At 74.3% G+C, this 23,385-nt stretch carries 24 protein-coding genes and 1 pseudogene; 7 read left to right on the top strand and 18 right to left on the bottom strand.

All coding sequences use genetic code 11. The features are described from left to right. Positions 1 to 106 precede the first annotated feature (106 nt). From NH602_RS11645 to NH602_RS11625, 5 genes are all read right to left on the bottom strand, one after another. Positions 107 to 883: an O-methyltransferase gene (locus tag NH602_RS11645; RefSeq protein ID WP_073574223.1), complete on the bottom strand. Its 777-nt coding sequence runs from the start codon at positions 881 to 883 to the stop codon at positions 107 to 109. Next, positions 880 to 2,109 carry a sedoheptulose 7-phosphate cyclase gene (locus NH602_RS11640; protein WP_253067834.1) on the bottom strand — a complete coding sequence of 410 codons (1,230 nt, stop codon included), beginning with the start codon at positions 2,107 to 2,109 and terminating at the stop codon, positions 880 to 882. The genes NH602_RS11645 and NH602_RS11640 overlap by 4 nt, the downstream gene beginning before the upstream one ends. A gap of 132 nt (positions 2,110 to 2,241) precedes the next feature. Then, entirely contained in the window at positions 2,242 to 2,907 is a 666-nt protein-coding gene (locus tag NH602_RS11635; RefSeq protein WP_253067833.1) for an HAD family phosphatase, read from the bottom strand. Positions 2,908 to 3,129: 222 nt separating this feature from the next. Beyond that, a complete protein-coding gene (locus NH602_RS11630) occupies positions 3,130 to 4,056 on the bottom strand; it encodes a TauD/TfdA dioxygenase family protein (RefSeq protein WP_374210154.1) in 927 nt (308 codons plus the stop codon). Between the two features lie 73 nt (positions 4,057 to 4,129). Next, complete coding sequence (locus NH602_RS11625; protein WP_253067832.1) at positions 4,130 to 4,768, bottom strand: hypothetical protein; 639 nt, start codon at positions 4,766 to 4,768, stop codon at positions 4,130 to 4,132. 150 nt (positions 4,769 to 4,918) lie between these two features. Here NH602_RS11625 and NH602_RS11620 point away from each other — a divergent pair, with 150 nt between their 5' ends. Beyond that, positions 4,919 to 6,901 (top strand): M13 family metallopeptidase, encoded by a 1,983-nt coding sequence (locus NH602_RS11620; RefSeq protein WP_253067831.1) that lies wholly within the window; start codon positions 4,919 to 4,921, stop codon positions 6,899 to 6,901. Between the two features lie 50 nt (positions 6,902 to 6,951). Beyond that, the gene (locus tag NH602_RS11615; RefSeq protein WP_062396049.1) at positions 6,952 to 7,170 is read left to right on the top strand and encodes a DUF2945 domain-containing protein; all 219 of its coding nucleotides are present in this window, start codon (positions 6,952 to 6,954) and stop codon (positions 7,168 to 7,170) included. Here NH602_RS11615 and NH602_RS11610 read toward each other — a convergent pair. Next, a complete protein-coding gene (locus NH602_RS11610; protein ID WP_253067830.1) occupies positions 7,139 to 8,518 on the bottom strand; it encodes an amino acid permease in 1,380 nt (459 codons plus the stop codon). The two genes, NH602_RS11615 and NH602_RS11610, sit on opposite strands and share 32 nt — an antisense overlap. Before the next feature lie 129 nt (positions 8,519 to 8,647). Continuing rightward, a complete protein-coding gene (locus tag NH602_RS11605; protein ID WP_100878103.1) occupies positions 8,648 to 9,178 on the bottom strand; it encodes a GNAT family N-acetyltransferase in 531 nt (176 codons plus the stop codon). Positions 9,179 to 9,231: 53 nt separating this feature from the next. Here NH602_RS11605 and NH602_RS11600 point away from each other — a divergent pair, with 53 nt between their 5' ends. Next, the gene (locus NH602_RS11600; protein ID WP_179762370.1) at positions 9,232 to 10,530 is read left to right on the top strand and encodes an MFS transporter; all 1,299 of its coding nucleotides are present in this window, start codon (positions 9,232 to 9,234) and stop codon (positions 10,528 to 10,530) included. 63 nt (positions 10,531 to 10,593) lie between these two features. On the opposite strand, the gene NH602_RS11595 is transcribed toward NH602_RS11600, so the two are convergent. From NH602_RS11595 to NH602_RS11565, 7 genes are all read right to left on the bottom strand, one after another. Further along, positions 10,594 to 11,613 (bottom strand): hypothetical protein, encoded by a 1,020-nt coding sequence (locus tag NH602_RS11595; RefSeq protein WP_253067829.1) that lies wholly within the window; start codon positions 11,611 to 11,613, stop codon positions 10,594 to 10,596. 79 nt (positions 11,614 to 11,692) lie between these two features. Continuing rightward, a complete protein-coding gene (locus NH602_RS11590; RefSeq protein ID WP_253067828.1) occupies positions 11,693 to 12,922 on the bottom strand; it encodes a DUF418 domain-containing protein in 1,230 nt (409 codons plus the stop codon). Positions 12,923 to 12,997: 75 nt separating this feature from the next. After that, positions 12,998 to 13,426: a pyridoxamine 5'-phosphate oxidase family protein gene (locus tag NH602_RS11585; RefSeq protein WP_073574233.1), complete on the bottom strand. Its 429-nt coding sequence runs from the start codon at positions 13,424 to 13,426 to the stop codon at positions 12,998 to 13,000. Positions 13,427 to 13,443: 17 nt separating this feature from the next. Next, entirely contained in the window at positions 13,444 to 13,845 is a 402-nt protein-coding gene (locus NH602_RS11580; protein WP_100878118.1) for a transglycosylase family protein, read from the bottom strand. Between the two features lie 199 nt (positions 13,846 to 14,044). Continuing rightward, positions 14,045 to 15,265, bottom strand: a complete 1,221-nt coding sequence (locus NH602_RS11575; protein WP_253067827.1) for an MFS transporter — start codon at positions 15,263 to 15,265, stop codon at positions 14,045 to 14,047. Between the two features lie 182 nt (positions 15,266 to 15,447). Beyond that, the gene (locus NH602_RS11570; RefSeq protein WP_256494489.1) at positions 15,448 to 16,323 is read right to left on the bottom strand and encodes an alpha/beta hydrolase; all 876 of its coding nucleotides are present in this window, start codon (positions 16,321 to 16,323) and stop codon (positions 15,448 to 15,450) included. Between the two features lie 91 nt (positions 16,324 to 16,414). Continuing rightward, complete coding sequence (locus NH602_RS11565) at positions 16,415 to 17,026, bottom strand: DUF1275 family protein (RefSeq protein ID WP_179762366.1); 612 nt, start codon at positions 17,024 to 17,026, stop codon at positions 16,415 to 16,417. 45 nt (positions 17,027 to 17,071) lie between these two features. Here NH602_RS11565 and NH602_RS11560 point away from each other — a divergent pair, with 45 nt between their 5' ends. After that, positions 17,072 to 17,566 (top strand): hypothetical protein, encoded by a 495-nt coding sequence (locus NH602_RS11560; RefSeq protein ID WP_161152389.1) that lies wholly within the window; start codon positions 17,072 to 17,074, stop codon positions 17,564 to 17,566. Between the two features lie 90 nt (positions 17,567 to 17,656). On the opposite strand, the gene NH602_RS11555 is transcribed toward NH602_RS11560, so the two are convergent. Together NH602_RS11555 and NH602_RS11550 are read right to left on the bottom strand one after the other, a co-directional pair. Next, positions 17,657 to 18,148 carry a Dps family protein gene (locus tag NH602_RS11555; RefSeq protein WP_253067825.1) on the bottom strand — a complete coding sequence of 164 codons (492 nt, stop codon included), beginning with the start codon at positions 18,146 to 18,148 and terminating at the stop codon, positions 17,657 to 17,659. A 127-nt stretch (positions 18,149 to 18,275) separates the two neighbouring features. Continuing rightward, complete coding sequence (locus NH602_RS11550; RefSeq protein WP_073574428.1) at positions 18,276 to 18,695, bottom strand: universal stress protein; 420 nt, start codon at positions 18,693 to 18,695, stop codon at positions 18,276 to 18,278. 150 nt (positions 18,696 to 18,845) lie between these two features. Here NH602_RS11550 and NH602_RS11545 point away from each other — a divergent pair, with 150 nt between their 5' ends. Genes NH602_RS11545 through NH602_RS11535 form a run of 3 tightly spaced genes read left to right on the top strand, consistent with a single transcriptional unit; the run spans position 18,846 to position 21,892 of the window. Continuing rightward, positions 18,846 to 19,844 (top strand): tripartite tricarboxylate transporter substrate binding protein, encoded by a 999-nt coding sequence (locus NH602_RS11545; RefSeq protein ID WP_253067824.1) that lies wholly within the window; start codon positions 18,846 to 18,848, stop codon positions 19,842 to 19,844. Beyond that, complete coding sequence (locus NH602_RS11540) at positions 19,841 to 20,383, top strand: tripartite tricarboxylate transporter TctB family protein (RefSeq protein ID WP_179762363.1); 543 nt, start codon at positions 19,841 to 19,843, stop codon at positions 20,381 to 20,383. The genes NH602_RS11545 and NH602_RS11540 overlap by 4 nt, the downstream gene beginning before the upstream one ends. A gap of 3 nt (positions 20,384 to 20,386) precedes the next feature. Then, positions 20,387 to 21,892 carry a tripartite tricarboxylate transporter permease gene (locus tag NH602_RS11535; protein WP_253067823.1) on the top strand — a complete coding sequence of 502 codons (1,506 nt, stop codon included), beginning with the start codon at positions 20,387 to 20,389 and terminating at the stop codon, positions 21,890 to 21,892. Here the strand turns inward: NH602_RS11535 and NH602_RS11530 are convergent, their stop codons facing one another. Next, on the bottom strand, positions 21,893 to 22,936 hold the full coding sequence (locus tag NH602_RS11530; RefSeq protein ID WP_100878122.1) for an LLM class flavin-dependent oxidoreductase: 1,044 nt from the start codon (positions 22,934 to 22,936) through the stop codon (positions 21,893 to 21,895). After that, positions 22,933 to 23,385: pseudogene (locus NH602_RS11525) on the bottom strand (hypothetical protein); the annotation flags it as partial. The pseudogene NH602_RS11525 and the gene NH602_RS11530, both read right to left, overlap by 4 nt.

Genomic DNA, 23,385 nt, shown 5'->3' with positions numbered 1-23,385 from the left:
TCGGCGGGGCCGAGCCCGGCGGCGGCGAGCGCGACGACGCCCGAGGCGAGCCGCGCCGGGGCCGGGCCCGACGAACGGGCCCGGCCCCTCAGGGCGGTGGTGCGGCTCATGCGGACCGTCGGATCAGGGTCAGCCCGTCGCGCAGCGGCACCAGCACCTGTTCCACGCGGGGGTCGTCGGTGATCCGGCGGTTGAACGCGGCGATGGCGTCGCCGTTCGCCGTCCGGTCCCCGGTCCAGGGCAGGCCCTGCATCAGGGTGTTGTCGACGCAGACCACCCCGCCCGGGGCGAGCAGACCGCCGTCGAGGACGGTGTCGAGGTACCCGGCGTAACCGGCCTTGTCGGCGTCGACGAACACCAGGTCGAACGCGGTGCCCCGCAGCCGTTCCAGGGCGTCGGCGGCCGGGCCGACCTCGACCCGGATCCGGCGTCCCGCCGGGGACGCGGCGAAGCAGTCCCGCGCGAACGCCGCCACGTCGGCGTCGAGCTCGCAGGCGACCAGCTCGCCGTCCTCGGGCAGGGCCTCGGCCATCGCGAGCGCCGAGTAGCCGGTGAACATGCCGACCTCGAGGACCCGCCGGGCGCCGGTCATCCCGACGAGGAACGCCAGGAACCGGCCCTCGACGTGACCGGACAGCATCTCCTGCTCCAGGGTCCCGGTCCACGCCGCGGACCGGGTGCGCGCCTCCAGCTCGACCAGTGCCGACGACGCCGGCGAGGTGTGCTCGTCGAGGTAGGGGTCCAGGCCAGCGGCCAGGTCCCGGGCCCGGACGAGGTCGGCGTCGGCGCCCGGCCCGGCGCGGGTGACGAGGTCGTCGAGCAGCTCGGCGAGGATCGTCGTCGGTGTGACCGGGCGGGCGGGCCGGGTCGGTGCGCCGGTCACTTCAGCGACCACATGTCCACCCCGCCCGCCGCCGTCGGCAGGTCGGCGACGACCTCCTTGTGCGCGGCCAGGGCCGCGGTCAGCTCCGCGGGGGTGGCGTCGTTGACGAAGTGGCAGGTGCCGATGGGTTTCGGCACCGCCGCGCGCAGCAGCCCGGCCCGGGTCTGGGTGATCGACTCGGTGGCCTCGGTCAGCAGCTCCGGGGTGAGGTACGGGCTGTCGACGGTGAGCCCGAGCCCACTGAACAGCCGGTGGACGCGGTCCCGCTCGCCGGTCGAGATGTAGCCACGCCGCTCGGCGAGGGTCGCGGAGAACGCCATGTCGACACTGATCGCGTGCCCGTGCAGCATCGGCGTCTCCGGCGCCAGCTCCAGGGTGGGGCTCCAGGTGTGGCCGAAGGCGATGACCCGGTCGAGGTCGAGCTCGTGCAGGTTGCGGTGCTCCAGCTCGAGCATGGTGCGGACGGCGTCGTAGGTGGCGCGGTGGGAGATCTCGCGCAACTCCGGCGTGCCGTCCCGGTGCCCGAACCCGGTGGCCAGCAGGTCCTCGCCGTACTTCTCCAACAGGTCGAAGAGGTCGGCGTTCGCCACCGTCGCGATCTTGATCATCTCGGCGACGCCGTTGCGGACCTGCGCCTCGGGCAGCGTCGCCAGGAACGAGAAGTCCAGCAGCACGTCGTGCGAGGCGTGGAACGCGCCGAGCCGGTTCTTGTGCTTGCCGTGGTTGACCGCGACCTTCATCGCGACGCTGGCGTCGATCAGGCCGATCAGCGTGGTGGGGATGCGGATGTAGGGGGTGCCCCGCTTGTAGGACGCGCAGGCGAACCCGGCGACGTCGGTGGTCAGCCCACCCCCGACGACGAGCGGCGGCTCGGTGCGGTTCAGCCCGAACTCGGCGAACGCGTCGACGATCCTCTCCAGCGTCCGCAGGCTCTTCGCGGTCTCCGCGATCGTCAGCGGGACGGTGGTCAGCGCGATGGCGTGATGGTCGAAGTAGGCGCGGATGCGGTCGCCGTAGAGCTCGTGCACCGTCTCGTCGACGACCATCAGGCAGCGGCCCCGGTCCCGGTACAGGTCCGCGACATGCGTGTTCTCCGGCGCGAAGGCGCCGTCGACGTAGGAGAGGGTGAACTCGATCCGCTCCCAGCTCTCGACCCGGAACGCGGTGTCGGTCGTGGTCAGCGTCGGGCTCGGCGGCAGGGTCTGCGCTGCCTGGGGATTGCTCATGTCCTCTGGTCTCCGATCAGGTCGATCCGGGGCGGGGCATGGGACTCGTGGGCACGCCCGTGCCGGGCCCGGTCGGTGCGACCGGGCCCGTCGGGCCGTGCGGAGGGTGGAGCGGGGTGGCGCCGCCGGGCGTCAGCGGGTGACGCCGGCCAGCAGCGCACCGTCGTCGAGCGACTCGACGCGCTCGGTGGCCTGGGAGAAGTCGTGACCCGCGGTGTTGGCGTTCGGGAAGGCGACGACGCGCACACCCGCACCGTTCGCCGAGGCGACGCCACCGACGTTGTCCTCGATGGCGACGACGCTGTCGGCGGTCTCGCCGAGCGCGGCGATCGCGTGCGTGTACGCCGCGGGGTCGGGCTTGGGCGCGGACACGACCGCGCGGTCGATGAGCAGCGCGAAGTCCGTGCGCGTCACGTCCGGTCCGAGCGCGTCGAGGACGGCGTCGACGTTGTCGCGGGAGGTCGTCGTGACCAGCCCGACGGTGACCCCGCGGCCGTGCGCGGCCTTGATGGTCTCGCGGACGCCGGGGCGCGGGGTCCCGCCGGACTCGCGCAGCTTCTCCCGGAACACCTCGGACTTGGTGGCGTGCACGGCGTCGGCGTCGACGGTCTCGCCGGTGGCTGCGGCGTGCTCGGCGATGCGCTGGGCGCCGCCGTTGGACTCCAGCATGGCCAGGTAGTCGTCGCGGTCCCAGTGCCAGTCGAGGCCGTGCCGGGAGAAGGCCTCGTTGAACGCCTCGCGCTGCAGCTCGGAGGTGTCGACGAGGGTGGAGATGGAGCCGAACAGGATCGCGGGCACGGGGGTGCTCCTTCGCGGTCGGAGCATGCCGACGCACGCCCCGCCGCGGGTGGTGGCGGCGGGGCGGGATGCGCGTACGGACGCTCGTGGGAGGCGCCGATCCTGCTGCGTGTGGACACGCCGGGACCGACCGGTTCGCGGTGGCGGCCGCTCTGGTGGACCGCCTCCTCCCAGTATCGAGGGGCCCCCGTGTTCGGCAACTCGAACTCGGGTGACCGGCCCTCAGAAGGGTCGGTCACCCGCGATCGCGACGCGCTCGGCGACCCGCGTGTGCGGGTGGTAGTCGCCGACGGCGTAGTGCTGGGTGGCCCGGTTGTCCCAGAACGCGAGGGTGCCCTCGGACCAGCGGTAACGGACCTGGAACTCGGGCACGTGGGCCTGCGCGAACAGGTGCCGCAGCAGCGCGTCGGACTCCTCGCGGGGCAGCCCGACGATCGCCGTGGTGAACGACGCGTTCACGTACAGCGTGCGCCGCCCGGTCTCCGGGTGGGTCCGGACGACGGGGTGGGTCACCGGCGGGAAGAGGTCCTGCACCGCGGCCAGCCGCTCCGGGTCCAGGAAGCGCGCGAACCCGGGCACCATGTCGTGCACGGCGGACGCGCCGTCGATGCGGGCCGTCACCTCGTCGGTGAGGTTGTCGTAGGCGACGGCCATGTCGGCCCACATCGTGTCCCCGCCGAACGGCGGCGTCTGCACCATCCGCAGCATGGCGCCCATCGCCGGTGCGGTGCGGAACGTGGTGTCGGCGTGCCAGATGTTCTCGTAGGTGCGCTTCCCGGTGCCGAAGCGGACGACGTCGGCGGAGTCACCGGTGTCGAGCATCGGGTTGGTCTCCAGGTCGCCCCAGAGCAGGGCGAGCTCGCGTTGCCGCTCGCTGGTCAGGTGCTGGCCGGGGAAGAACAGCACCTTCCATTCCAGCAGTGCCCGGTGCAGCTCGGCGCGCAGCTGCTCGTCGACCTGCTCCCGCAGGTCGATCCCGGTGATCTCGGCGCCCAGGGTGCGCCCGAGCGGGGTGACGGTGAACGCCTCGTACCGCGCGCCGCTCCGGTCCGGCCCGTCGCCCGGTAGACGGGCGAGCAGGCGCTCGCCCTCCAGCAGGTCGATGGCGGGGGTGGTGCGGGGCCGGGTGACCGGCGCGTCGAAGTTGATCGTCACACCGCGATGGTGCGCGCCGGCTCCGGTGGCCGACAAGCCGGGGTCCACCCGGCGGAGTCCTGTCCGGTCAACTCCGGCGTGCGCCGCCCCGGACCCACTCGAGCGCGGCGTGCCCGGCCGGGGTGAGGGCGACGGTCAGCTCCCGTACCGCGGTGTCGGACAGCGGGAATCGCGCCCCCTCCCGGGTGGACGCCCACACCGACGCGGCCAGATCCGCCGGGCCGGCCATCTTCACCAGCAGCGGCACCACCCGCCGGTACTCCGAACGCACCAGCGCGTCAAGCGCGGTCGCGGCGACCGACACGTCGAAGTCCAGGTCCCCCGGGTCGGTGGAGTCGGCGAGGTCCAGGCTGCGCCGCTCCGCGATGATCCCGAGCAGGACCGGGTGCAGGCGCGGGTGGTCGCCCAGCACGCGGTCGGGGTCGACGTCCCACTCCCCCGGCACGCCCAGGTCGAGGGCGCGGGCGCAGAACTCGCGGTGGAACATGTTCAGCGCGAGCAGCCGCAGGACCAGCTCGCCTCGCTCGTACTCGGTGCCGGCGGCGGCCAGGCCGGCGCGGGTGAGGATCGACCAGGCCCAGGCCGCCCACTCCGGCTCGGAGCCGTCGTAGCAGAGGTCGAAGACGCTCGTCGCGAGCTCGTGGAGGTCCCCGAGGACCTCGGCGGCGTCGGGGGGTTCGTACAGGTCGTCCCACATGTCGGTCATCACCGCCGGTTCTACACGCGTGCCGCGGTTGGCCCGGCGGCCACGGGGTACCACCGGCGCAGCACTCCCACTTCCGCGGCGGACCGGGCGGCGCGGGCGTGTCGGCGTCGGCTGCTCGAAACCGTCGGTTCCGACAGGCAGGATGGCCCCATGACGACCACCGAGTCCGCCCCGACCTCGCGACCGTCCGGTCTCGACCTCAACTGGGTCGACCCGGACGTCCGCCCCCAGGACGACCTGTTCGCCCACGTGAACGGCCGGTGGCTGGCGACCCACGAGATCCCCGATGACCGTTCGCAGGACGGCGCGTTCCGCGTCCTGCGCGACCGGGCCGAGGACCAGGTCCACGAGATCGTCGAGGAGTGCGCGTCCTCGGCGGAGCCCGGCACCGAGGCCCGCAAGGTCGGCGACCTGTACCGCTCCTTCATGGACGTCGAGCGGGCCGAGGAGCTCGGGACCGCGCCACTGCGCCCGCTGCTCGACGAGATCTACGCCGCGACCGACCGGGCGGCGCTGGCCGGCGTGCTCGGCCGGCGCCAGCGCGAGGGCCGTGCCGCGCTGTTCGGCGAGTTCATCGCGACCGACCTCAAGGACTCGTCCCGCTACCTGGTGAACCTCAACCAGGCCGGGCTGGGACTGCCCGACGAGTCGTACTACGGCGACGAGGGCGACCCGGAGATCCGCACGAAGTACGTCGAACACCTCCAGCGTCTCGCCGAGCTGGTCGGGCTGGCCGAGCCGGAGCGCGTCGCCGAGCAGGTCATGGACCTGGAGACCGCGCTCGCCGACGCGTCGTGGGACCGGGTCCTCAACCGGGACGCCGAGAAGACCTACACCCTGATGACCCGCGACGAGCTCCGCGCCGCCGCCCCGGGCTTCGACTGGGCCGAGTGGGAGTCCGCGCTGGGGGTGCCCGCGCACGCCTACGACGAGGTCATCGTCCGCCAGCCGAGCTTCGTCACCGCGGCCGGTGAGCTGTGGGCCGGGCGCCCGCTGGAGCAGTGGCAGGCGTGGCTGGCGCTGACCGTCGCCGGGTCGTGCGCGGAGTTCCTGTCCGCCGACCTGGTCGAGGCCGACTTCGACTTCTTCGGCCGCACCCTGTCCGGCACCCCGGAGCTGCGCGAGCGGTGGAAGCGCGGGGTGTCACTGGTGGAGGGCGCGCTCGGCGAGGCCGTCGCGAAGATCTACGTCGAGCGGCACTTCCCGCCGCACGCCAAGGAGCGCATCACCGAGCTGGTCGACAACATCGTCGAGGCCTACCGCCGGTCGATCTCCACCCTGGACTGGATGAGCCCGGCAACCCGGGAGCGGGCGCAGGACAAGCTCGGCAAGTTCACCCCGAAGGTCGGCTACCCGGAGAAGTGGAAGGACTACTCCGACCTGCAGATCGACCCGGCCGACCTGCTCGGAAACGCGGGCCGGGCCGCGGAGTGGCGCCACGACTTCGAGTACGCCAAGCTCGGCGGCCCCGTCGACCACGACGAGTGGCTGATGACCCCGCAGACGGTCAACGCCTACTACCACCCGCGGCTCAACGAGATCGTGTTCCCGGCCGCGATCCTGCAGCCGCCGTTCTTCGACCCCGACGCCGACGACGCCGCCAACTACGGCGGCATCGGCGCAGTCATCGGCCACGAGATCGGCCACGGCTTCGACGACCAGGGTTCCCGCTACGACGGCGACGGCAACATCACCGACTGGTGGGAGGCCGCCGACCGGACCGAGTTCGAGTCCCGCGCGAAGATGCTGATCGACCAGTACGACGGCCTGTCCCCGGCCGGCCTGCCCGACCACAAGGTCAACGGCTCACTGACGGTCGGCGAGAACATCGGCGACCTGGGTGGTCTGACGATCTCGCTGAAGGCCTACGGGATCGCGTACGAGGGCTCCGAGCCGCCGGTGATCGACGGCCTGACCGGCGAGCAGCGGGTGCTGTTCGGCTGGGCGCAGGTGTGGCGGGCGGTGACCCGCGACGCCGAGGCGATCCGTCGGCTCACCACCGACCCGCACTCGCCGCCGGACCTGCGGTGCAACGCGGTCGTCACGAACCTCGACACCTTCCACGAGGCGTTCGGGGTGACCGAGGGCGACGGGCTCTACACCGACCCGGACCGGCGCGTCCGGATCTGGTGAGGCGTTCCCCCGCGCCGGGTTGACCGGCCGGTGCGGGGGTATCCGGTCCCATGACGCAGAAGTTCGCCAAGGGCACGTGGGTCGCGTGGAACTGGGGCAACGGCACCCCGACCGGCAAGGTCGTGGACCACTCCACCGACCGCATCGAGAAGACCATCGACGGGTCGAAGCAGTCCCGCAACGGGACCGAGGACAACCCGGCCTACGTGCTCGAGCAGGAGGACGGCCAGACCGTCCTCAAGCTCCACTCGGAACTGAAGAAGGCGTGACCCGCCGGCGGCGGCGCCGCACCACCAGGTAGACCACGACGAGCAGGGCCAGGAAGGGCACGCCCGCCTGTGCCGCCGTCGCGAACTGGGTGGTGAACGGCGTCGTCGCCAGCACCGCGGCGACGAACAGCATCGCCGCGACGGTCGTGTACGGGGCGCCCCACAGCCGTACCGGGGACTCCTGCCCCGCGCCGGACCGGCGGAACGCCAGGTGCGCGGCGAAGATCAGCAGCCAGGTCACCAGCGCCCCGAACAGGGCCAGCCCGACGAGCAGCGGGAAGGCGGTGGCCTCGGCGAACACCGAGACCAGCGAGGCGAGCGCCAGGCCGACGGCGGACAGCGCGAGCGCCCGCTGCGGGGCACCGTGCCGGTTGACCCGGGCGAGCGAACGGGGCGCGTAGCCATCGCGGGCCAGCGAGTAGGTCATGCGCGCGGTCACGTAGAGGTTCGTGTTCATCGCCGACAGCGCCGCGGTCAGCACCACGGCGTTCATCACCGTGGCCGCCGCGGGCACCCCGGCCAGGGCGAACAGGCGGACGAACGGCGACTCGGTGACGTCGTCGCCGGTCGTCACGGTGTTCCACGGCAGCAGGGTCACCACCACCAGCATCGCCCCGACGTAGAAGACCGCGAGGCGCACGACGGTGCGCCGGGCCGCACGCGGGATGTCGCGGACCGGGTCCGAGGACTCGGCCGCGGTGACGGCGACGGCCTCGGTGCCGAGGAACGAGAACGTCACCACGGTCAGGGCGAGCCAGATCGCGCCGAGGCCGTTCGGGGCGAACCCGCCGTGCGCGTTGAGCGCGCCGAGGCCCACGGGCTGCTGCCCGGGCAGACCGAACACGATCGCGACGAGGCCGACGACGATGAACGCCACGATCGTCACGACCTTGATCATCGCGAACCAGTACTCGGTCTTGCCGAAGAAGCGGACCGCGCCCGCGTTGACCGCGAGCATCACCACCGAGAACCCGACGACCGGGATCCACAGCGGCAGGTCGGGATACCAGAACGTCAGGTAGAGCCCGGCCGCGACGACCTCGCTGCCGATGTTCACGACCTGCGCCGCCCAGTACATCCAGCGCTGCACGAACCCGGCACCGTGCCCGAGGTAGCGCTGGGTGATGGGCCCGAATCCCCCGGCCTCGGGGTGGCGCACCACCATCTCGGCCAACGCGTAGGCCAGGACCAGCGCGACGACGGCGGCGACGACGTAGGCGACGATCACCGCCGGCCCGGCGATGGAGATGGCGAGCCCGGAGCCGAGGAACAGCCCGGTGCCGATCGCGCCGCCCACGGCGATCATGCCGATCTGGCGTCCGTCGAGTTCACGGCGCAGGCCGTCCATGGTGCTCCCCGTGCGGTACCGCTCCCCCGGCCCGGGTCACGGGCGGGGCGCGCCGGCGCCGATCCCGGCCGGTGGGCCGGAACGGTGCGGGGCGCAACGGGCGGTGATCCTCGCACGCGCCCGGCGGTGTCAGTCCCGGGGGCCGTCCGGCGGCGCCTCGACCAGCGCCCGCCGGAACCAGGTCACGTCGCGCCACGCCCCGTGCTTCCAGCCGACACCGCGGAACGTCCCGACCTCGCTGAACCCCAGGGCGCGGTGCAGCGCGGCGCTCGCCTCGTTCGGCACGGTCATCCCGGCCACGGCGACGACCATGCCGCGCGCGACGAGTTCGGCGAACAGCGCCTCGTACAGCGCCCGGCCCAGCCCCCGCCCCTGCGCCGACGGGGCCAGGTAGACCGAGACCTCGCAGGTCCACGCGTAGGCCTCGCGGGACTTCCACGGCCCGCCGTAGGCGTAGCCGAGCACCTCACCGCCGGGGCCGACGGCGACCAGCCAGGCGTGGCGTTCGCGGGCGGCGGCGATCCGCTCGGCCATCTCCACCGGGCCCGGCGGCTCGGCCTCGAAGCTGATCGCGGTGTCCCGGACGTAGGGGGCGTAGACGGCGGCGCAGGCGTCGGCGTCCTCGGCGGTCGCCGGGCGGATGACAGGTCGGTTCGGCACGGTTCACAGCGAATCACGGTGCACCGGTCGCCCGGGCGGGTGAGGATCGTCGCGTGCTCCTGTCGATCGTGCTCGGACTCCTCTTCGGCCTCGCCGGCACCTCGACGTCGGGGGTGACGGTCGCGTTGCCGTTGCTCGCCGACGGGCTCGGCGTCGACACCGCGGTCGCGACCTGGATGGTGAGCGGGTACGCGGTCGCGCTGGCCGTCGCGACGCCGGTGCACGGACGGCTCGCCGACGCCGTCGGCATCCGGGTGCCGCTGTGTGTCGGGGTGGGCCTGCTCGGGCTGGGAGCGCTCGCCGCGGCGGCCGCGCCGAGCTTCGGCCTGCTGATGGCGGCCCGGATCGGGCAGGGGCTGGGCGCGGCCTCGGTCCCGGTGCTCGCCTCGGCGCTGCTGTCCGCCAGGACCCCGCCGGAACGACGCGGCGGCGTGCTCGGGCGGCTGGCCGGGATCTCGGCCGCGCTGTCCGCGCTCGGCCCGCTGATCGGCGGGGCGCTGACGACGGTGGGCGGCTGGCGGGCCGCGGTCGCGCTGCCGGTGCTGGCGCTGCTCGCGGTCCCCTACCTGTGGCGGCACTCGGTGGTCCGCGGCGACGGCGCCCGGGTGGACCTGGTGGGTGCGGTGATCGTCGCGACGGCGGTGTCCGGACTGGTGCTGCTGGTGCAGTCGCCCAGCGCGGGTGCGGTCGCGGCCGTCGCCGGTGGGGCGCTGCTCGCGGTCGGCGTCCCGGTGACGGCGCTGTGGGTGCGGGCCCGGCCCGACGGGTTCCTGCCGCGCGGGGTGGTCGGCAACGCGACGGTGGTGCGCAGCTCGCTGTGCGCCTCGGCGGTGCCGGCCAGCTGGTTCGCCCTGCTGCTGGGCATCCCGCTGGAGCTCGCCGAGCGCGGCTGGAGCCCACTGGCCACCGGGCTGGTGCTGGTGCCGTCGGCGGTGGTGGCGTTGGCGTGCCCGGCGGCGTCGGCGTTCCTGCAGGCCCGGATCGGGCCGCGGCAGACCCTGACGTGCGCCTGCGCGACGACCGTCGTCGGGCTGGTCGTGGCCGTGGCCGGGGTGGCGAGCCACCTGCCGTGGGTGCTGGCGCTCGCGCCGATGCTGGTGACGCTGGCGTTCGGCACCGGGCAGCCCGCGATGATCGCCGCCGTCGGCACGGCGGTGCCGCAGGACCGGCGCAGCGGCGCGATCGGGGTGGCGACGCTGTGCTTCCTCACCGGCGCCGGGATCGGGGCGGCGGTGATCGGCGGGTTCGCCGCCGTCGTCGGGCTGAGCGCGGCGCTCGCGCTGCTGCTGGTCTTGCCCGTCGCCGGGACCGCGGTACAGATGCTCGCGGGGCGCCGGCCCGGAACGGCGTGATCGTCCAGCCGCGCCCCGGTGACGGCCGGTGGTCGCCGGACCGGTCGTCGCCGGCCGAGCCGCTCAGCGGCCCGCCCGGACCGAGCGCCGCACCTCGTCGGTGTAGCGCAGGCGCAGCGCCGCGGTCCGGGCGGTCCCGACCAGCCGCGGGTCGGTGCCGGGGGTCTCCCGGGCCACGACGTCGTCGAGCCACACCCGGAAACAGCCGTGCAGCCCGCGGACCAGGCCGTCGAGCAGGCACGACGCCGGGTCGAGCGGGTCCAGCACGGTCGAGACCGCCCGGTGGCCCTCCTCGGGATGCGGTGGCTGCTCCGGGCACACGATGAACCAGCCCTGGCGGGCCAGGACGGCCTCCTGGAGCAGGTCGAGGACCACCACCTCCTCACCGACCCCGGCCAGGGTGCACAGCACGTGCCGCGCCACCGGGAGGTCCTCGTGCCCGATCGCCTCGGCGAGCGCGACGACGTCGGGCACCGTGTGCCCGACCCGCTCCGCGACGAGCACGGCCGAGGCCCGCAGCCAGCGCAGAGTCGCGACGGCGGCCGCGTTCGGCTCGACCGACGTCACGATCGCGGGCGGGCCGAGCGGGTCGTCGTGCAGCAGCGCGTGGGCGACGAGGAGCTGCTCGGCCGGGGCGTCGCTCCGGGGGTGGACGACGGCCTGGGCGGAGCGTCCGGTGAGGACGCCGTCGTCGGCGTCGAGGACGGCGTCGGTCTCGGCGCGGACGTCGGCGACGACGGCGTCGCGGAACGCCCGCCCCGGTGCCCGCGCCACGATCCGGCCCAGCAGGTGCGCGGTCTCGGCACAGCCGTCCTCCATGACGCGCAGGAGGTCCCCCACCGGCTGGTTCGGGTGCCGCACGGCCGCGGCGAGCGCCGCCGGGTCGAGCTCGTGGGCGGCCTGGTCGGCGTAGGTGGCCCACAGGTGCGTCGACAGGGCGCTCAGCGCCTTCGCGGTGCGGCGGGCCAGGGAGTGGTCGAGGGCCTTCGGGACGCGGGCGGCCCGGCAGGCGACGGCGCCGTCGCCGGTGGGCCAGCAGGCGACGATCGTCGAGGCGACCGGGTCGTGGGCGTAGGTGGTCATGCGGCTTGGACGAGGCCCGGGCCGCGGCGGTTCCGCCGGGTCCGCGGCCGGGTACCGATGGCCGCGCCCGACCGCCGGGTCACCGTCCCGGCCGGTACACCAGCCGTCGCAGCAGTTGCTCGGCCGGGCCCGTACGACCGGCCCGTTCGAGCGCGACGGCGACAGCGACGGTCACCGTCCACACCCCGACCGCGTAGACGGCCATCCCGGCGCTACCCAGCAGCCCACCCACCCCGAGCCCCCAGGCCGCGAGGACCGGCGCGCACAGCACGGACTGTCCCAGATAGCCGGTCATCGACCGCCTGCCGAGCGCGGTCACCGCCGACGCGACCCGCCCCGGTGGCCGCCCCTCGAGCCGGGCGGCGAGCAGACCGAACACCGCGACGTAACCGATCCCGCACACCAACCCGGTGACCATCTGTACGGCGGTGAACGCCCAGACGACCGTGCCGAGCTCCGGCAGCACGCCGACGTGGGCGAGCGCGTGCGGCAGCCCGCCGAGCCAGCCGACCGCGACCCCCACGACGGCCGCCGGCCACAGCAGCCGCCGGTGCTCGACCGGCCGTTCCAGCACCCTGCGCCGGGCGGCCCAGACCCCGAGGAGCATCGCAACCGGTACCGCGATCCCGAACAGTCCCTGGCCGAGCACGATGAACGGCCACAGCAGCATCCGGTCCAGCGCCGCCGTGAGCGGGTCGGTGGCCGAGGCGCTCGCGGTCACGAAGGCGGGGAGCCCTCCGCCCTGCACTGGCACTCCCTCGACGACGACCGCCCAGGCACCGTAGAGCGAGAACGCGGCGAACGCCGTGAGGACGACGGTGCCCAGCGCCGACCACACCAGCAGGGTCCGGTCGGAACGTCGCAGGAACAGCCAGGTCAGCACCAGCCCGCACAGGCCGTACGCGCCCAGGACGTCGCCACCCCACAGCAGCAGGGCGTGCACGAGACCGAACGCGATCAGCCACAGGTTGCGGCGGCGGAGCACCGCGAAGGCCCGGGCGTCCGGCACCCCGGCCTCGGCCTGCCGCCGAGGGATCACCGCGAGGCCGTACCCGAACAGGAACGCGAACATCGGGTACACCCGCATGTCCACGCCGATGATCAGCGCGGCCTGCACGACCCGGTCGACGGGCGAACCGTCGACCGGGTGGAAACCGGCCTCGGAGTGGGCCCGTCCGTACAGGTAGAACGGTGTGTTCGCGAGCGCGATGAGCAACAGCATCGCCCCGCGGGCGAGGTCCGGCGCCGGTGCGCGCTCCGCCGTCCCGAGCGGGCCGACCGGCTGCGGGCCAGGTTGCCCGGCCGTCACGACATCCTCACGCGGACCATCGCACCGCGTGACGTACCGGACAGGCAAGTGGAAATCAGGCAGTGGGCCGTCCGGTCAGTGGTTCCCGACCACCCGCTCCGGCACGACGAGCACCGCGGCCCGCCGCTGCTCGGCCATCACCCGGTCGTACTCGGCCCAGTCGTCGTGGGTCCCACCGCACGCGACGAACACGTCCCGGAGGAGCTGCGGTACGTCGACGCCGTCCCGCGGGTCGTCCGGCCCGAAGATCTCGGAGCTGCCCTCGACGGCCACCCAGCGCCACCCGGCCCGCCAGTGCAGCGACGTCGCGGGTCGCGCACGCAACGCCGTCAGCTTGACGGGGCCGTAGGTGACGTAGGCGGCCACCGGGGCGCCGGTGACGGGGTGGTCGAGCACACCGGCGTTGACCAGCGAGGTGTGCGGGCGGCCGTCGGCGCGTACGACCGCCACGGTGCACAGCCCGGAGTCCTCGGCGACGATCCGCCGTACCGCGTCCAGATCCATGCGGCCAGTGTGGCGGGTCAGCGCCAGCCGAGCTTCTTGGTGCAGGCCGGCCAGGCCTTCCAGCCCTGCTCGTCCTGCACCTTCTTCGCGATCTCGATCTGCTGGGCCTTGGTGGCCTGCTCCGCGCTCGGCGCGTACTGGCGGCCGCCGAACTCCTTCCAGGTCGACGGCGTGAACTGCAGGCCGCCCTTGAAGCCGTTGCCGGTGTCGGCGTCCCAGTTGCCGGTGCTCTCGCAGTGCGCGAGCTTCTCCCAGGTGGCCGAGCGCTCGACGGACGGGGCCGACGGGGCCGACGAGGTCGACTCGGCCGCCGAGGCGGTCCCGGCGACGCCCAGCGGGGCGGCCGCCATCGCGGCGAACGCGCTGATCCGGGCGACCTGGCGGCCGGTCTCGGTGGGTTTGCGGTGTCGTCCAGCCATGGTCGTTCCTCTACCTCGGGGAGCAGGTACCGCCCGGGCCGGAGTGCGGGGAGGACCCGGAGCGGCCGACACCGTAACCACGCCGAGACCATCGGTCACAACCCGTGACACCCGCCCACCGCGGAGTACGCGACGAGTGGTCGCCTGCCCGCGTTCACCGACGGATGGGGTAACGCATACCGCTCGCGCCGTCCGCCGATCAGGCTCCGCAGGTCGGCGCGGGGACCGGTTCTCCGGTCGCGGGAACCGGCACACGGCGGCCCAGCACGGCCGCGACGACGGCCAGCAGCGCGACGACGCCGCCGTACACCAGCGCCGTGGGGCGCAGCTCCCCCAGCGTCGCGGCGACGCCCGCGACCATCGCCGGCACCGAGAACGCCAGGTAGGCCAGTGTGTAGAGGGCGGCGAACAGCTCGCCACGCTCGTGCGGGGCCGCGAGCGTGGACATCGTCCCGAACGTGGCGTAGGCGGCCGCACCGAATCCGAGCCCGGCGACGACCGCACCGACGGCGGCGAGCGCGAGCAGCCCGGTCGACACCCCGGCCAGGGTGACGACGGTGCCGGCGGCCAGCAGCCCGGCCGCCGGGACGAGCAGCGTCGACGGCACCCGCCCGCGCAGCGCGAACGCCGTCACCGCGCCGGTCCCGACGAGCGCGACGACGGTGAGCCCGCCGACCAGGTGGTCGTGCACCCCGAACACCTGCGCGACGACCGAGCCCCCGAGCGACAGGTAGAGCCCGCCGAGCGCCCAGCTGGCCAGCAGGATCGGCACGATCGCGACGAAGCCGGCCCGCACCCGTGGCGGCACCCCGACCCGCGGCCGCAGCGATCCGAGCGCCCCGGGCCGACGGTCGATCGTCTCCGGGATCAGCGCGACCAGCACGGCCGCCAGGACCAGGCCGGCGACCAGCAGCGCCCAGACCAGGCGGGTCGGGGCGGGCGCGTACTCGACGAGCAGGCCGCAGCCGAGCGCACCGAGCGCCAGCCCGGCGAGCGGAGCGGTCCCGTTGATCGCACCCGCCCGGTCCGGCCGGTCACCGCGGGCGGCGAGGTCGACCAGCGTCGCGGGCAGCGTCGCCGTCGCCGCACCGGTCGCGACGCCCTGGACGACGCGCGCGACGAGCAGCCAGCCGACGCCGTCGGCCAGCAGGAACAGCACCAGGGACACGACCTCCAGCGCGATCGCACCGAGCAGCACCGGTTTGCGTCCGATGTGGTCGGACAGCGACCCGGCCACGAGCAGGGCGGCGATCAGCGCGAGGACGTAGACCGCGAACACCGTGGTCAGCGTGAACTCGGTGAACGCGAACCGCTCCTGGTAGACGACGTAGAGCGGGGACGGCGCGGACGACGCGGCGAGGAACCAGACGAACGTCGCTGCGACGACGGCGAACGCCACCGGCGGGGACAGGCGGGGCACGGTGCTCCTCGGGTCGGACGGCCTACTGAGCATCGGCAACGACCGGCCCGGGGCCCGCATTCCCACGCCGCTGCGTGACCGGCCACCCCCACCCCGCCCGGGCTGCTCCCAGGGTCACCTTCGTAGCCCTCTAAGCCACGAAAGTGCCCCTGGGGGCAACCCCGGGGTGCGGGCGCACCGGGTCAGGCCAGGGCGGCGCGCAGGGCTGCTCCCGCCTCGTCGAGCAGGGCGCGGCTGTCGTCGACCGCGGCACCGAACTGCAGGAACCCGTGGATCATGCCCGGCGACTCGCGCAGCTCCGTCTTCACGCCCGCGGCGTTCTGCGCCGCGGCGTAGGCGGCGCCCTGGTCACGGAGCGGGTCGAACTCGGCGGTGACGACCAGCGCGGGCGGCAGCCCGGACAGGTCGGTGGTGCGGGCCGGGGACATGCGCGGGTCCAGGGCGTCCTGCTCGCCGGTGAGGTAGTGGCCCATGAACCACTCGATCCAGGCGACGGTCAGCAGCGGGCCCTGGGCGTTCTCGGTCATCGACGGGCTCTGGTCGGCGGCGTCGACGGCCGGGTAGACCAGCAGCTGGAACCGCAGGGCGGGGCCGTGGTCGCGGGCGTGCTGGGCGACGACGGCCGAGAGGTTCCCGCCCGCGGAGTCGCCACCGACGGCGATGCGGGACGGGTCGCCGTCGAACTCCGCGGCGTGGGCGTGCACCCACTCCAGGGCGGCGACGGCGTCGTCGACGGCGGCCGGGAACCGGTGCTCGGGGGCGAGCCGGTAGTCGACCGCGACGACGACGGCGCCGGACCGGTTGGCCAGCGACCGGCAGACCGGGTCGTGGCTGTCGAGGTCGCCGATCACCCAGCCGCCGCCGTGGTAGAAGACCAGGACCGGGAACGGGCCGGTGCCCTCGGGCCTGTAGATGCGCACCGGTACGTCGCCGGCGCGGTCGTCGCGGACCGCCGCGACCGGCTCGGGCGGACCGGACACCGCGGCCATCTCCCGGATCATCGCGCGGTTCTGCGCGACGGTCATGGTCTCCGGCGGCGCCCCGCCCTGCTCGGCCATGAGGTTCAGGAGGGCTTCCACCTGCGGATGCAGCGGCACGGTCGGTGCTCCTTCGACGTCGTCGTCCTGCGGGGCGGTGGGCCCCACCGGATCATCCTGCACCCGCCGGTCCCCCGACGGCACGGACCACGACCGCGGCCGCGGCGAGCAGTGCCGCCAGCGCCGGGACGACGGCCGGCAGGTGCGCCAGCGCCAGCCCGCCGGCGACGGCGCCGAGCACGATCGCCGCGAGCTGGCGCAGCGCCGGCCACCGCCGCCCGTCGCCGGTGGCCAGGTCGGACACGGCGCCAGTCAGCGTGCCGGTCATGTACGTCGTGGACTGTCCGAGCAGCTGCGCGACGCTGCTCTGCCCGCCCATCGCCAGTGCGGCGCCGGCGAGCAGCGGGAGCGTCGCGCCCGGGGCGAGCGGCCAGGCCACCGCGAGCACGACGAGCACCGCCAGCTCGGCGACGAGCGGGACCGACACCGCCGTCGGCCACCGGCGTCGCAGCAGCGACCACAGCGCGACGCCGACGACGAACCCGGCCACCGCGACCGCAGGCGGCAGCAGCCGGGCCGGCTCGGCGACGGCGAGGGCGTACCCGGCCGTCACGAGGTTGCCGGTGACGACACCGGCGAACGCGCCGCCCAGTGCGACCACGGCCCAGACGTCCACCACCCCGGCGCACGCGGCCAGCAATGCGAGGACCACCGCACGGTTCACCGCGTGATCCTCCCGCGGCGGCGGCGCCGGTGGCACGCTGGGCGGGTGCAGCTGCGTGCGACCTCCACCCCGGCGGGCCTGCTCCGTGTGCGCTACGAGGTCACCGCCGACGGCCGGGCCGTCACCGGGTGGAGCGCGCGGGCCTGGCACTCCCACCGGGACCTCGTCATCGACGGACACCCCTACGCGCTGCGGTCGGAGGGGATCGCCCGGTTCGCGCTGGAGGGCGACATCCGGGCGCACATCCAGCGATCGGTCGACCACCCGGACGGGCCGCTCTCCCGCCCGCGGTGGACCGTCGAGCTCGGCGACCTGACCTACCGGCTCACCGGTTCCGGGATCGGGCGCCGCTTCGCCCTGCTCACCACGGCCGACGCGGTCAACGAGGCCGGGCGGGTGTGGCGGACCGGCGGGCTACGGCCGTCCTACGGTGCGGACCTCCCCGACGCCCTGCCCCTGCCGGTCGGGGTGTTCGTGCTCTGGGCGGCGATGGCGATCTGGCGGGCCACGGTCACCGCGGCCGCGACGGCGGTGCGCTGAGCCGGACCCCGGACACCACGCCCCCGGACACACGACGGCCCCGGACGTCGTGGTGGGGACGCCCGGGGCCGGTGGTCGTGCGGGTGCTGCTCAGACCTCGCCGCGGTAGCCGGCGGCCTGCGCCTGCCACATCCAGCGGGCCTCCTCCAGCGCGCGGCCCAGCTCGATGAGCAGGTCCTCGGTGAGCGGGTCGGCCTTGCCGGCCTGCTCGATGCGCGGACGCAGCCGGTCGACGGCGGCGTCGACGATCGCCGAGATGGTGAGCACGGTGTCGGAGTCGGACACGTAGCCCGCCGGGTACTCGGGCAGCCCGGTGTCGCGGCCGACGGTCTTCGCGCGACCGTCGGGGGCGACGCCGATCGCGGCGGCCCGCTCGGCGACCGAGTCTCCGTGCTCGCGGGCCAGGTCGACGAGCTCGTCGAGGTGCAGGTGGATGTCGCGGAACTGCCTGCCGACGAGGTTCCAGTGCGCCTGCTTCGCGACCAGGGACAGGTCGACGAGGTCGACGAGGGTCTCCTGCAGCACGCCGCCGGTGATGTCGGTGGCGCCGCTGTCGAGCGGGCTGGTGATCGGGGTGGCCATGGTGCCCACCGCTCCTTCCGATGTCGGTTCGGGACGTACCGGGAGTGCCCCGCCCTCGGGACGCCCACACCCGTTCGTGATCCGTCCGACACCCGGTGAGGCGCGCCTGACCTGGGGAAAGCCGAGCCTACGAGCGCGCCGCGTGGGTCACGAGGACCGGGATCGGGGAGTCCAGGATGATCCGCTGCGCGGTGCTGCCGGTGAGCAGCTTGCCGACCGGGCTGCGCCGCCTCACCCCGACCACGAGCAGCTGCGCGTCCTCCTGCGCGGCCAGGTCGAGGATCGCCTCGGCGGGGTCGCCGCCGTCGTCGACGACGCGCACCGCGGTGGTCGGGTCGCCCTCGGCGCGCAGCCCGGCGAGCCGCGACCCGATGGTCACCTCGAGCGAGGCGTGGTCGTGGGTCCCGGTGCCGTCGGCATCGAACAGCTCCTGGCGGCCGGTGGCCAGCACCGTCAGCGGGGCGCCCCGCAGCCGGGACTCGCGGACCGCCAGGTCCAGGGCGGCGTCGCCCTCGGGCGTCGGGCCGTAGGCCACACAGATCGTCATGTCGCTCCCCATCAGGCGTTCGCGGACGGGACGGAGACTAACCACGCCGAACGGACATACCGGAGAAAAGTTCGTTGTGGTCACAGAGATCGTAGAGTTTCCGATCCGGACCATGGAGGACGGAGCGGACGTGTGCCAACGTCTGCCCCCATGCCACGACGGCAGGTCATCGCAGCCCTGGGAATCGTCCTCGTCACCGCACTCGCGGTGACCGCCTTCGCCGACGCCGCCCGGTCCGGGGAGGGACAGGCGGCGCGCTCCAACCTCACCCTCATCGCCCCCGCGGCCGCCGGTGGCGGCTGGGACCTGGTCGCCCGCGAGGCGCAGCAGGCCATGCGCACCGGGAACATCGTGAACACCGTGCAGGTGGTCAACATCCCCGGTGCCGCCGGGACCATCGGCCTCAACCAGCTCGCCGGTCTCGCCGGCGAGGAGACCACCATGATGGTCACCGGCACCGTCATGCTCGGCGGGATCAGCCAGTCCGGCAGCGCGCTCAGCCTGCAGGACACGACGCCGATCGCCCGGCTCGCGGAGGACTTCGAGGTCGTCGCGGTCCCGGCCGAGTCACCGTTCCGCACGCTCGACGACATGCTCACCGCCTGGGCCGCGAACCCGGCCGCGCTACCGATCGGCGGCGGCTCGGCGGGCGGTATCGACCACATGGTCGCCGCCCAGCTCGCGCAGGCCCGCGACATCCCCGTCGAGCGGATGGTCTACACCCCGCACCCCGGCGGCGGCGAACTCACGCTGAGCCTGCTGTCGACCGCGGCCGGCACCGTCGGCGTCGGGATCTCCGGCTACAACGACTTCCGCGACCTGGTGGAGTCCGGGCAGCTGCGGGTGCTGGCGGTCGTCGCGCCCGAACGCCTGCAGGGCGTCGACGCCCCGACCATGGACGAGCTCGGCATGCCCGAGGTCGACCTCGTCAACTGGCGCGGGCTCGTCGCCCCCGCCGGGATCACCCCCGAGGCCCGCGCGGAGCTGGAGCAGATCGCCCGCGAGATGGTCGGGACCGAGTCCTGGGGCGAGGCCGTGACCCGCAACCGCTGGGTGCGCAGCGAGACCTACGGCGAGGACTACGACCGCTATCTGGTCTCCGAACAGGCCCGCATCGACGACCTTCTGAAGGAGCTGGGGCTGGCATGAGCGGCCGTCCTGCACACCTGTCCCGGGGCGCGCTCGTCGTGCCCGCGATCCTCGCCGCGCTGGGGGTCTTCCTGACCTACGGCACGCTGACCATGCGGGTCGTCGGCGACGGCGGCCTGTTCGGCCCGACCACCATGCCGTGGATCGTCGCGATCCTGTGCTACGTGGTCGCGGCGCTGCTGGCGTTCGACATCCTGCGGCCACGGCCGGAGTTCGACGCCCCGGCCCCGGCCGCGGCGGCCACCGGTGACGGCGACGTCGAGGGCGCCGCAGGCGGGGACGCGCCGGCCGACACCGGGGTGAACGCCCCGGCCGTGCTGACCGCGGTCGGCGGCGTGGCCGCGTTCATCGTCGTCCTGCCCTACCTGGGGTGGATCCTGTCCGCGACCGGGCTGTTCGTCACCGTCGCCGCCGCCCTGGGCAACCGGCGCTGGCCCGCGATGGCGCTCGGCGGGCTCGCCGTGTCCTCGGCGGTCCAGGTCGTGTTCAGCATGCTGCTCGGGATCTCGCTGCCCGCCGGCTTCGTCGGAGGGTTCTGACCCGTGGAACAACTGACCAACCTGCTCGGCGGCTTCGCCGACGTCCTCAGCCCCTCCGCGCTGCTGTTCGTGTTCCTCGGTGCGCTGATGGGCACCGCGGTCGGGGTCCTGCCGGGTCTGGGCTCGGCGATGGCCGTGGCGCTGCTGCTCCCCCTCACCTTCGTCCTCGAGCCGACCAGTGCGCTGATCATGTTCACCGGCATCTACTTCGGTGGCCTGTTCGGTGACTCCATCGCCGGGTTCCTCATGAACACCCCCGGCAACTCGACCGCCATCGCCAGCACCTTCGAGGGGCATCGGATGGCGCTGCGCGGCAGGGCCGCCCAGGCGCTGGCCACCGGCGCGATCGGCGCGTTCATCGGCGGCATGGTCGCCTCGGCGCTGGTGGTGTTCTTCGCCCCGACCCTCGCCCGGCTCGCCACCGGGTTCGGCCCCGCCGAGTTCCTCGCACTCGCCGTGTTCGCCTTCGTCGCGATCTCCGCCGTCGTCGCCGACTCCGCGATCCGCGGCGTCGCCGCGCTCGCGATCGGCCTGACCCTGGCCCTGGTCGGGATCGACCAGCCGACCGGCACACCCCGGTTCTCCTTCGGCTTCTCCCCGCTGCTCGACGGCGTCTCGATCGTCGTGATCACGGTGTCGCTGCTGGCGCTGGGCGAGGTGTTCAGCCAGGCCGCGAAGGTCGGCCGGGCCGAGGAGACCAGCGCCGTCATGCCGACCGGCCGATGGTGGCTGTCGAAGGCCGAGTTCCGCCAGGCGCTGCCCGCGTGGCTGCGCGGCACCGCGATCGGCGTCCCGTTCGGTGTCATCCCGGCCGGTGGCGCCGAGGTGCCGACGTTCCTGGCCTACGGGACCGAGCGCAGGCTCGACCGGCGCAAGGCCGAGCCGACCTTCGGGAAGGGCGCCATCGAGGGCGTCGCGGCGCCGGAGGCCGCGGGCAACGCCACCGCGGGCACCGCGATGGGCGCGCTGCTCGCGCTCGGCCTGCCCACCTCCGCGACGGCGGCGATCCTGCTCGCCGCGTTCCAGCAGTACGGCCTGCAGCCGGGCCCGCTGCTGCTGGAGCGCTCCGGGGACATCGTGTGGGCACTGCTCGCCGGGTTCTTCCTGGCGATGATCGTGCTGCTGATCCTCAACCTGCCGTTCGCGCCGCTGTGGGCGCAGCTGCTGCGGGTCCCGAAGTCCTACCTGTACGCGGGCATCGCGGTGTTCGCCGCGTTCGGCGTGTACGCCTCCGGGGCGAGCCAGGTCGACCTGGTGATCATGCTGGTGGTGGGCGTGCTCGGGCTGGCGATGCGGCTCTACGACATCCCCGTCGCGCCGGTGCTGATCGCGGTGATCCTCGGGCCGCTGGCGGAGTACTCGCTGCGCGACGCGATGGGCAACTCCGACAACGACCCGGCGGTGCTGGTGTCGAGCCCGATCACCGTCGTGCTGTACCTGCTGCTCCTCGCCGGCCTGGTCTGGACGGCGTGGCGCCGGTTCGCCGAGAAGCGCGCCGCCGACGTGTGATCACCCCGCGGCGCGGGCCAGCTCCACGGCCCGCGCCAGCGTGGTGAGGCGCTCGTCGAGGGTCTCCCCCGCCGGGTAGAGCCGGACGGTGCCGACGCCGGCGGCGGCCCAGTCCCGCAACCGCGCGGCGACCCGTTCCTCGGTGCCGACCAGCGTCGTCCCCAGCACCATCTCGTCGGTCACCAGGGCCGCGGCGCCGGCCCGGTCCCCGCCCTGCCAGGCGGCGCGGACGGCGTCGGCCCGCTCGCCCCAGCCCTGGCGGCGGTAGGCGTCGAAGTAGAAGTTCCGCTCCGCGGTGCCCATCCCGCCGAGGCTGAACGCGATGCCGGGGCGGCGGGCGTCGACCATCGCCGCCTGGTCGGCCTCGTCGGTGGCGAAGGCGACCTCGGCGCCCTGGCAGACCTCGATCGCGGACCGGTCCCGCCCGGCGGCGCGCAGACCGGTGTCGAGGTGGGCGAGGTAGGCGTCGGCACCCTCGGGGACGAAGCTCGTGCCCAGCCAGCCGTCGGCGACCCGCCCGGTGAGCTCCAGCATCCGCGGGGACAGCGCGGCGACGAACACCGGCAGGTCCGGCACCGGCGTGGTCGACAGCCGCATCGGGCGGCCCTGTCCGCCGGGCAGCGGGATCGCGACGGTCTCGCCGTCGTAGGCGATGCGCTCCCCCGCGCAGGCGGCCCGGACCACCTCGATCGTCTCGCGCAGCCGGGTGAGCGGGCGGGCGAACGGCACCCCGTGCAGGCCCTCGATGACCTGGGGGCCGGACGGGCCGAGCCCGAGCAGGAACCGTCCCTGCGACATGTCGTGCAGGGTCAGCGCGGCCTGGGCGATCGCGACCGGCGAGCGGGTGCCGACCTGGATCACCCCGGAACCGAGCCGGATGCGTCCGGTGCGGGCGGCGAGGTAGCCCAGCGCGGACGGCGCGTCGGACCCCCACGCCTCGGCGACCCAGCAGTCGTCGAGGCCCAGCTTCTCGGCCTCGACGACGAACTCGACGGTCTCGCGCCAGTCACCGCCGGAGGCCTCGACCGTCGTGGCGGTCCTCACCGGCCGTCCCGGACGAGCCCGACCGGGCCGTGTACGGGCACGTCCCCGGCGGCGAGCACCGCCGTCGCCATCGGCGCCAGCAGCGCGGCGAGCTCGGCGGTCCGTTCCGGGCCGAGTGCGCCCCACGGGCGGGCGGCGGCCCGGTCGGTGAGCCGTTCGATCTCGTCGTGCTCGTCGGCGCCGGCGGCGGTGAGCGCGCCGGTGGCGTCGACCCAGCCGCGGGCCCGCAGGTCCTCCGCGCCGGCCGCCCAGGCGTCCGGGTCGACGCCGCGGGCGGTGCGCAGCCACTCGCCGTCGGTCTCCCCGGCGGCGATCTTGAGGTGGTGCGCGGCGACCGGGCCGACACCCCGCGCGACCGGGACCGCGACGTGACCGTCCCCGCGGTGCTCGCGCAGCGTCGTCGTCGCCTGCCAGAGGGTCTCGAGGCCGCCGTCGGGGCGGGGCAGCGC

Origin of the sequence: Pseudonocardia sp. McavD-2-B (assembly GCF_024124365.1) — a bacterium.
GTDB classification, from domain to species: domain Bacteria; phylum Actinomycetota; class Actinomycetes; order Mycobacteriales; family Pseudonocardiaceae; genus Pseudonocardia; species Pseudonocardia alni.
This window is presented reverse-complemented; position numbering and strand designations above follow the sequence as displayed.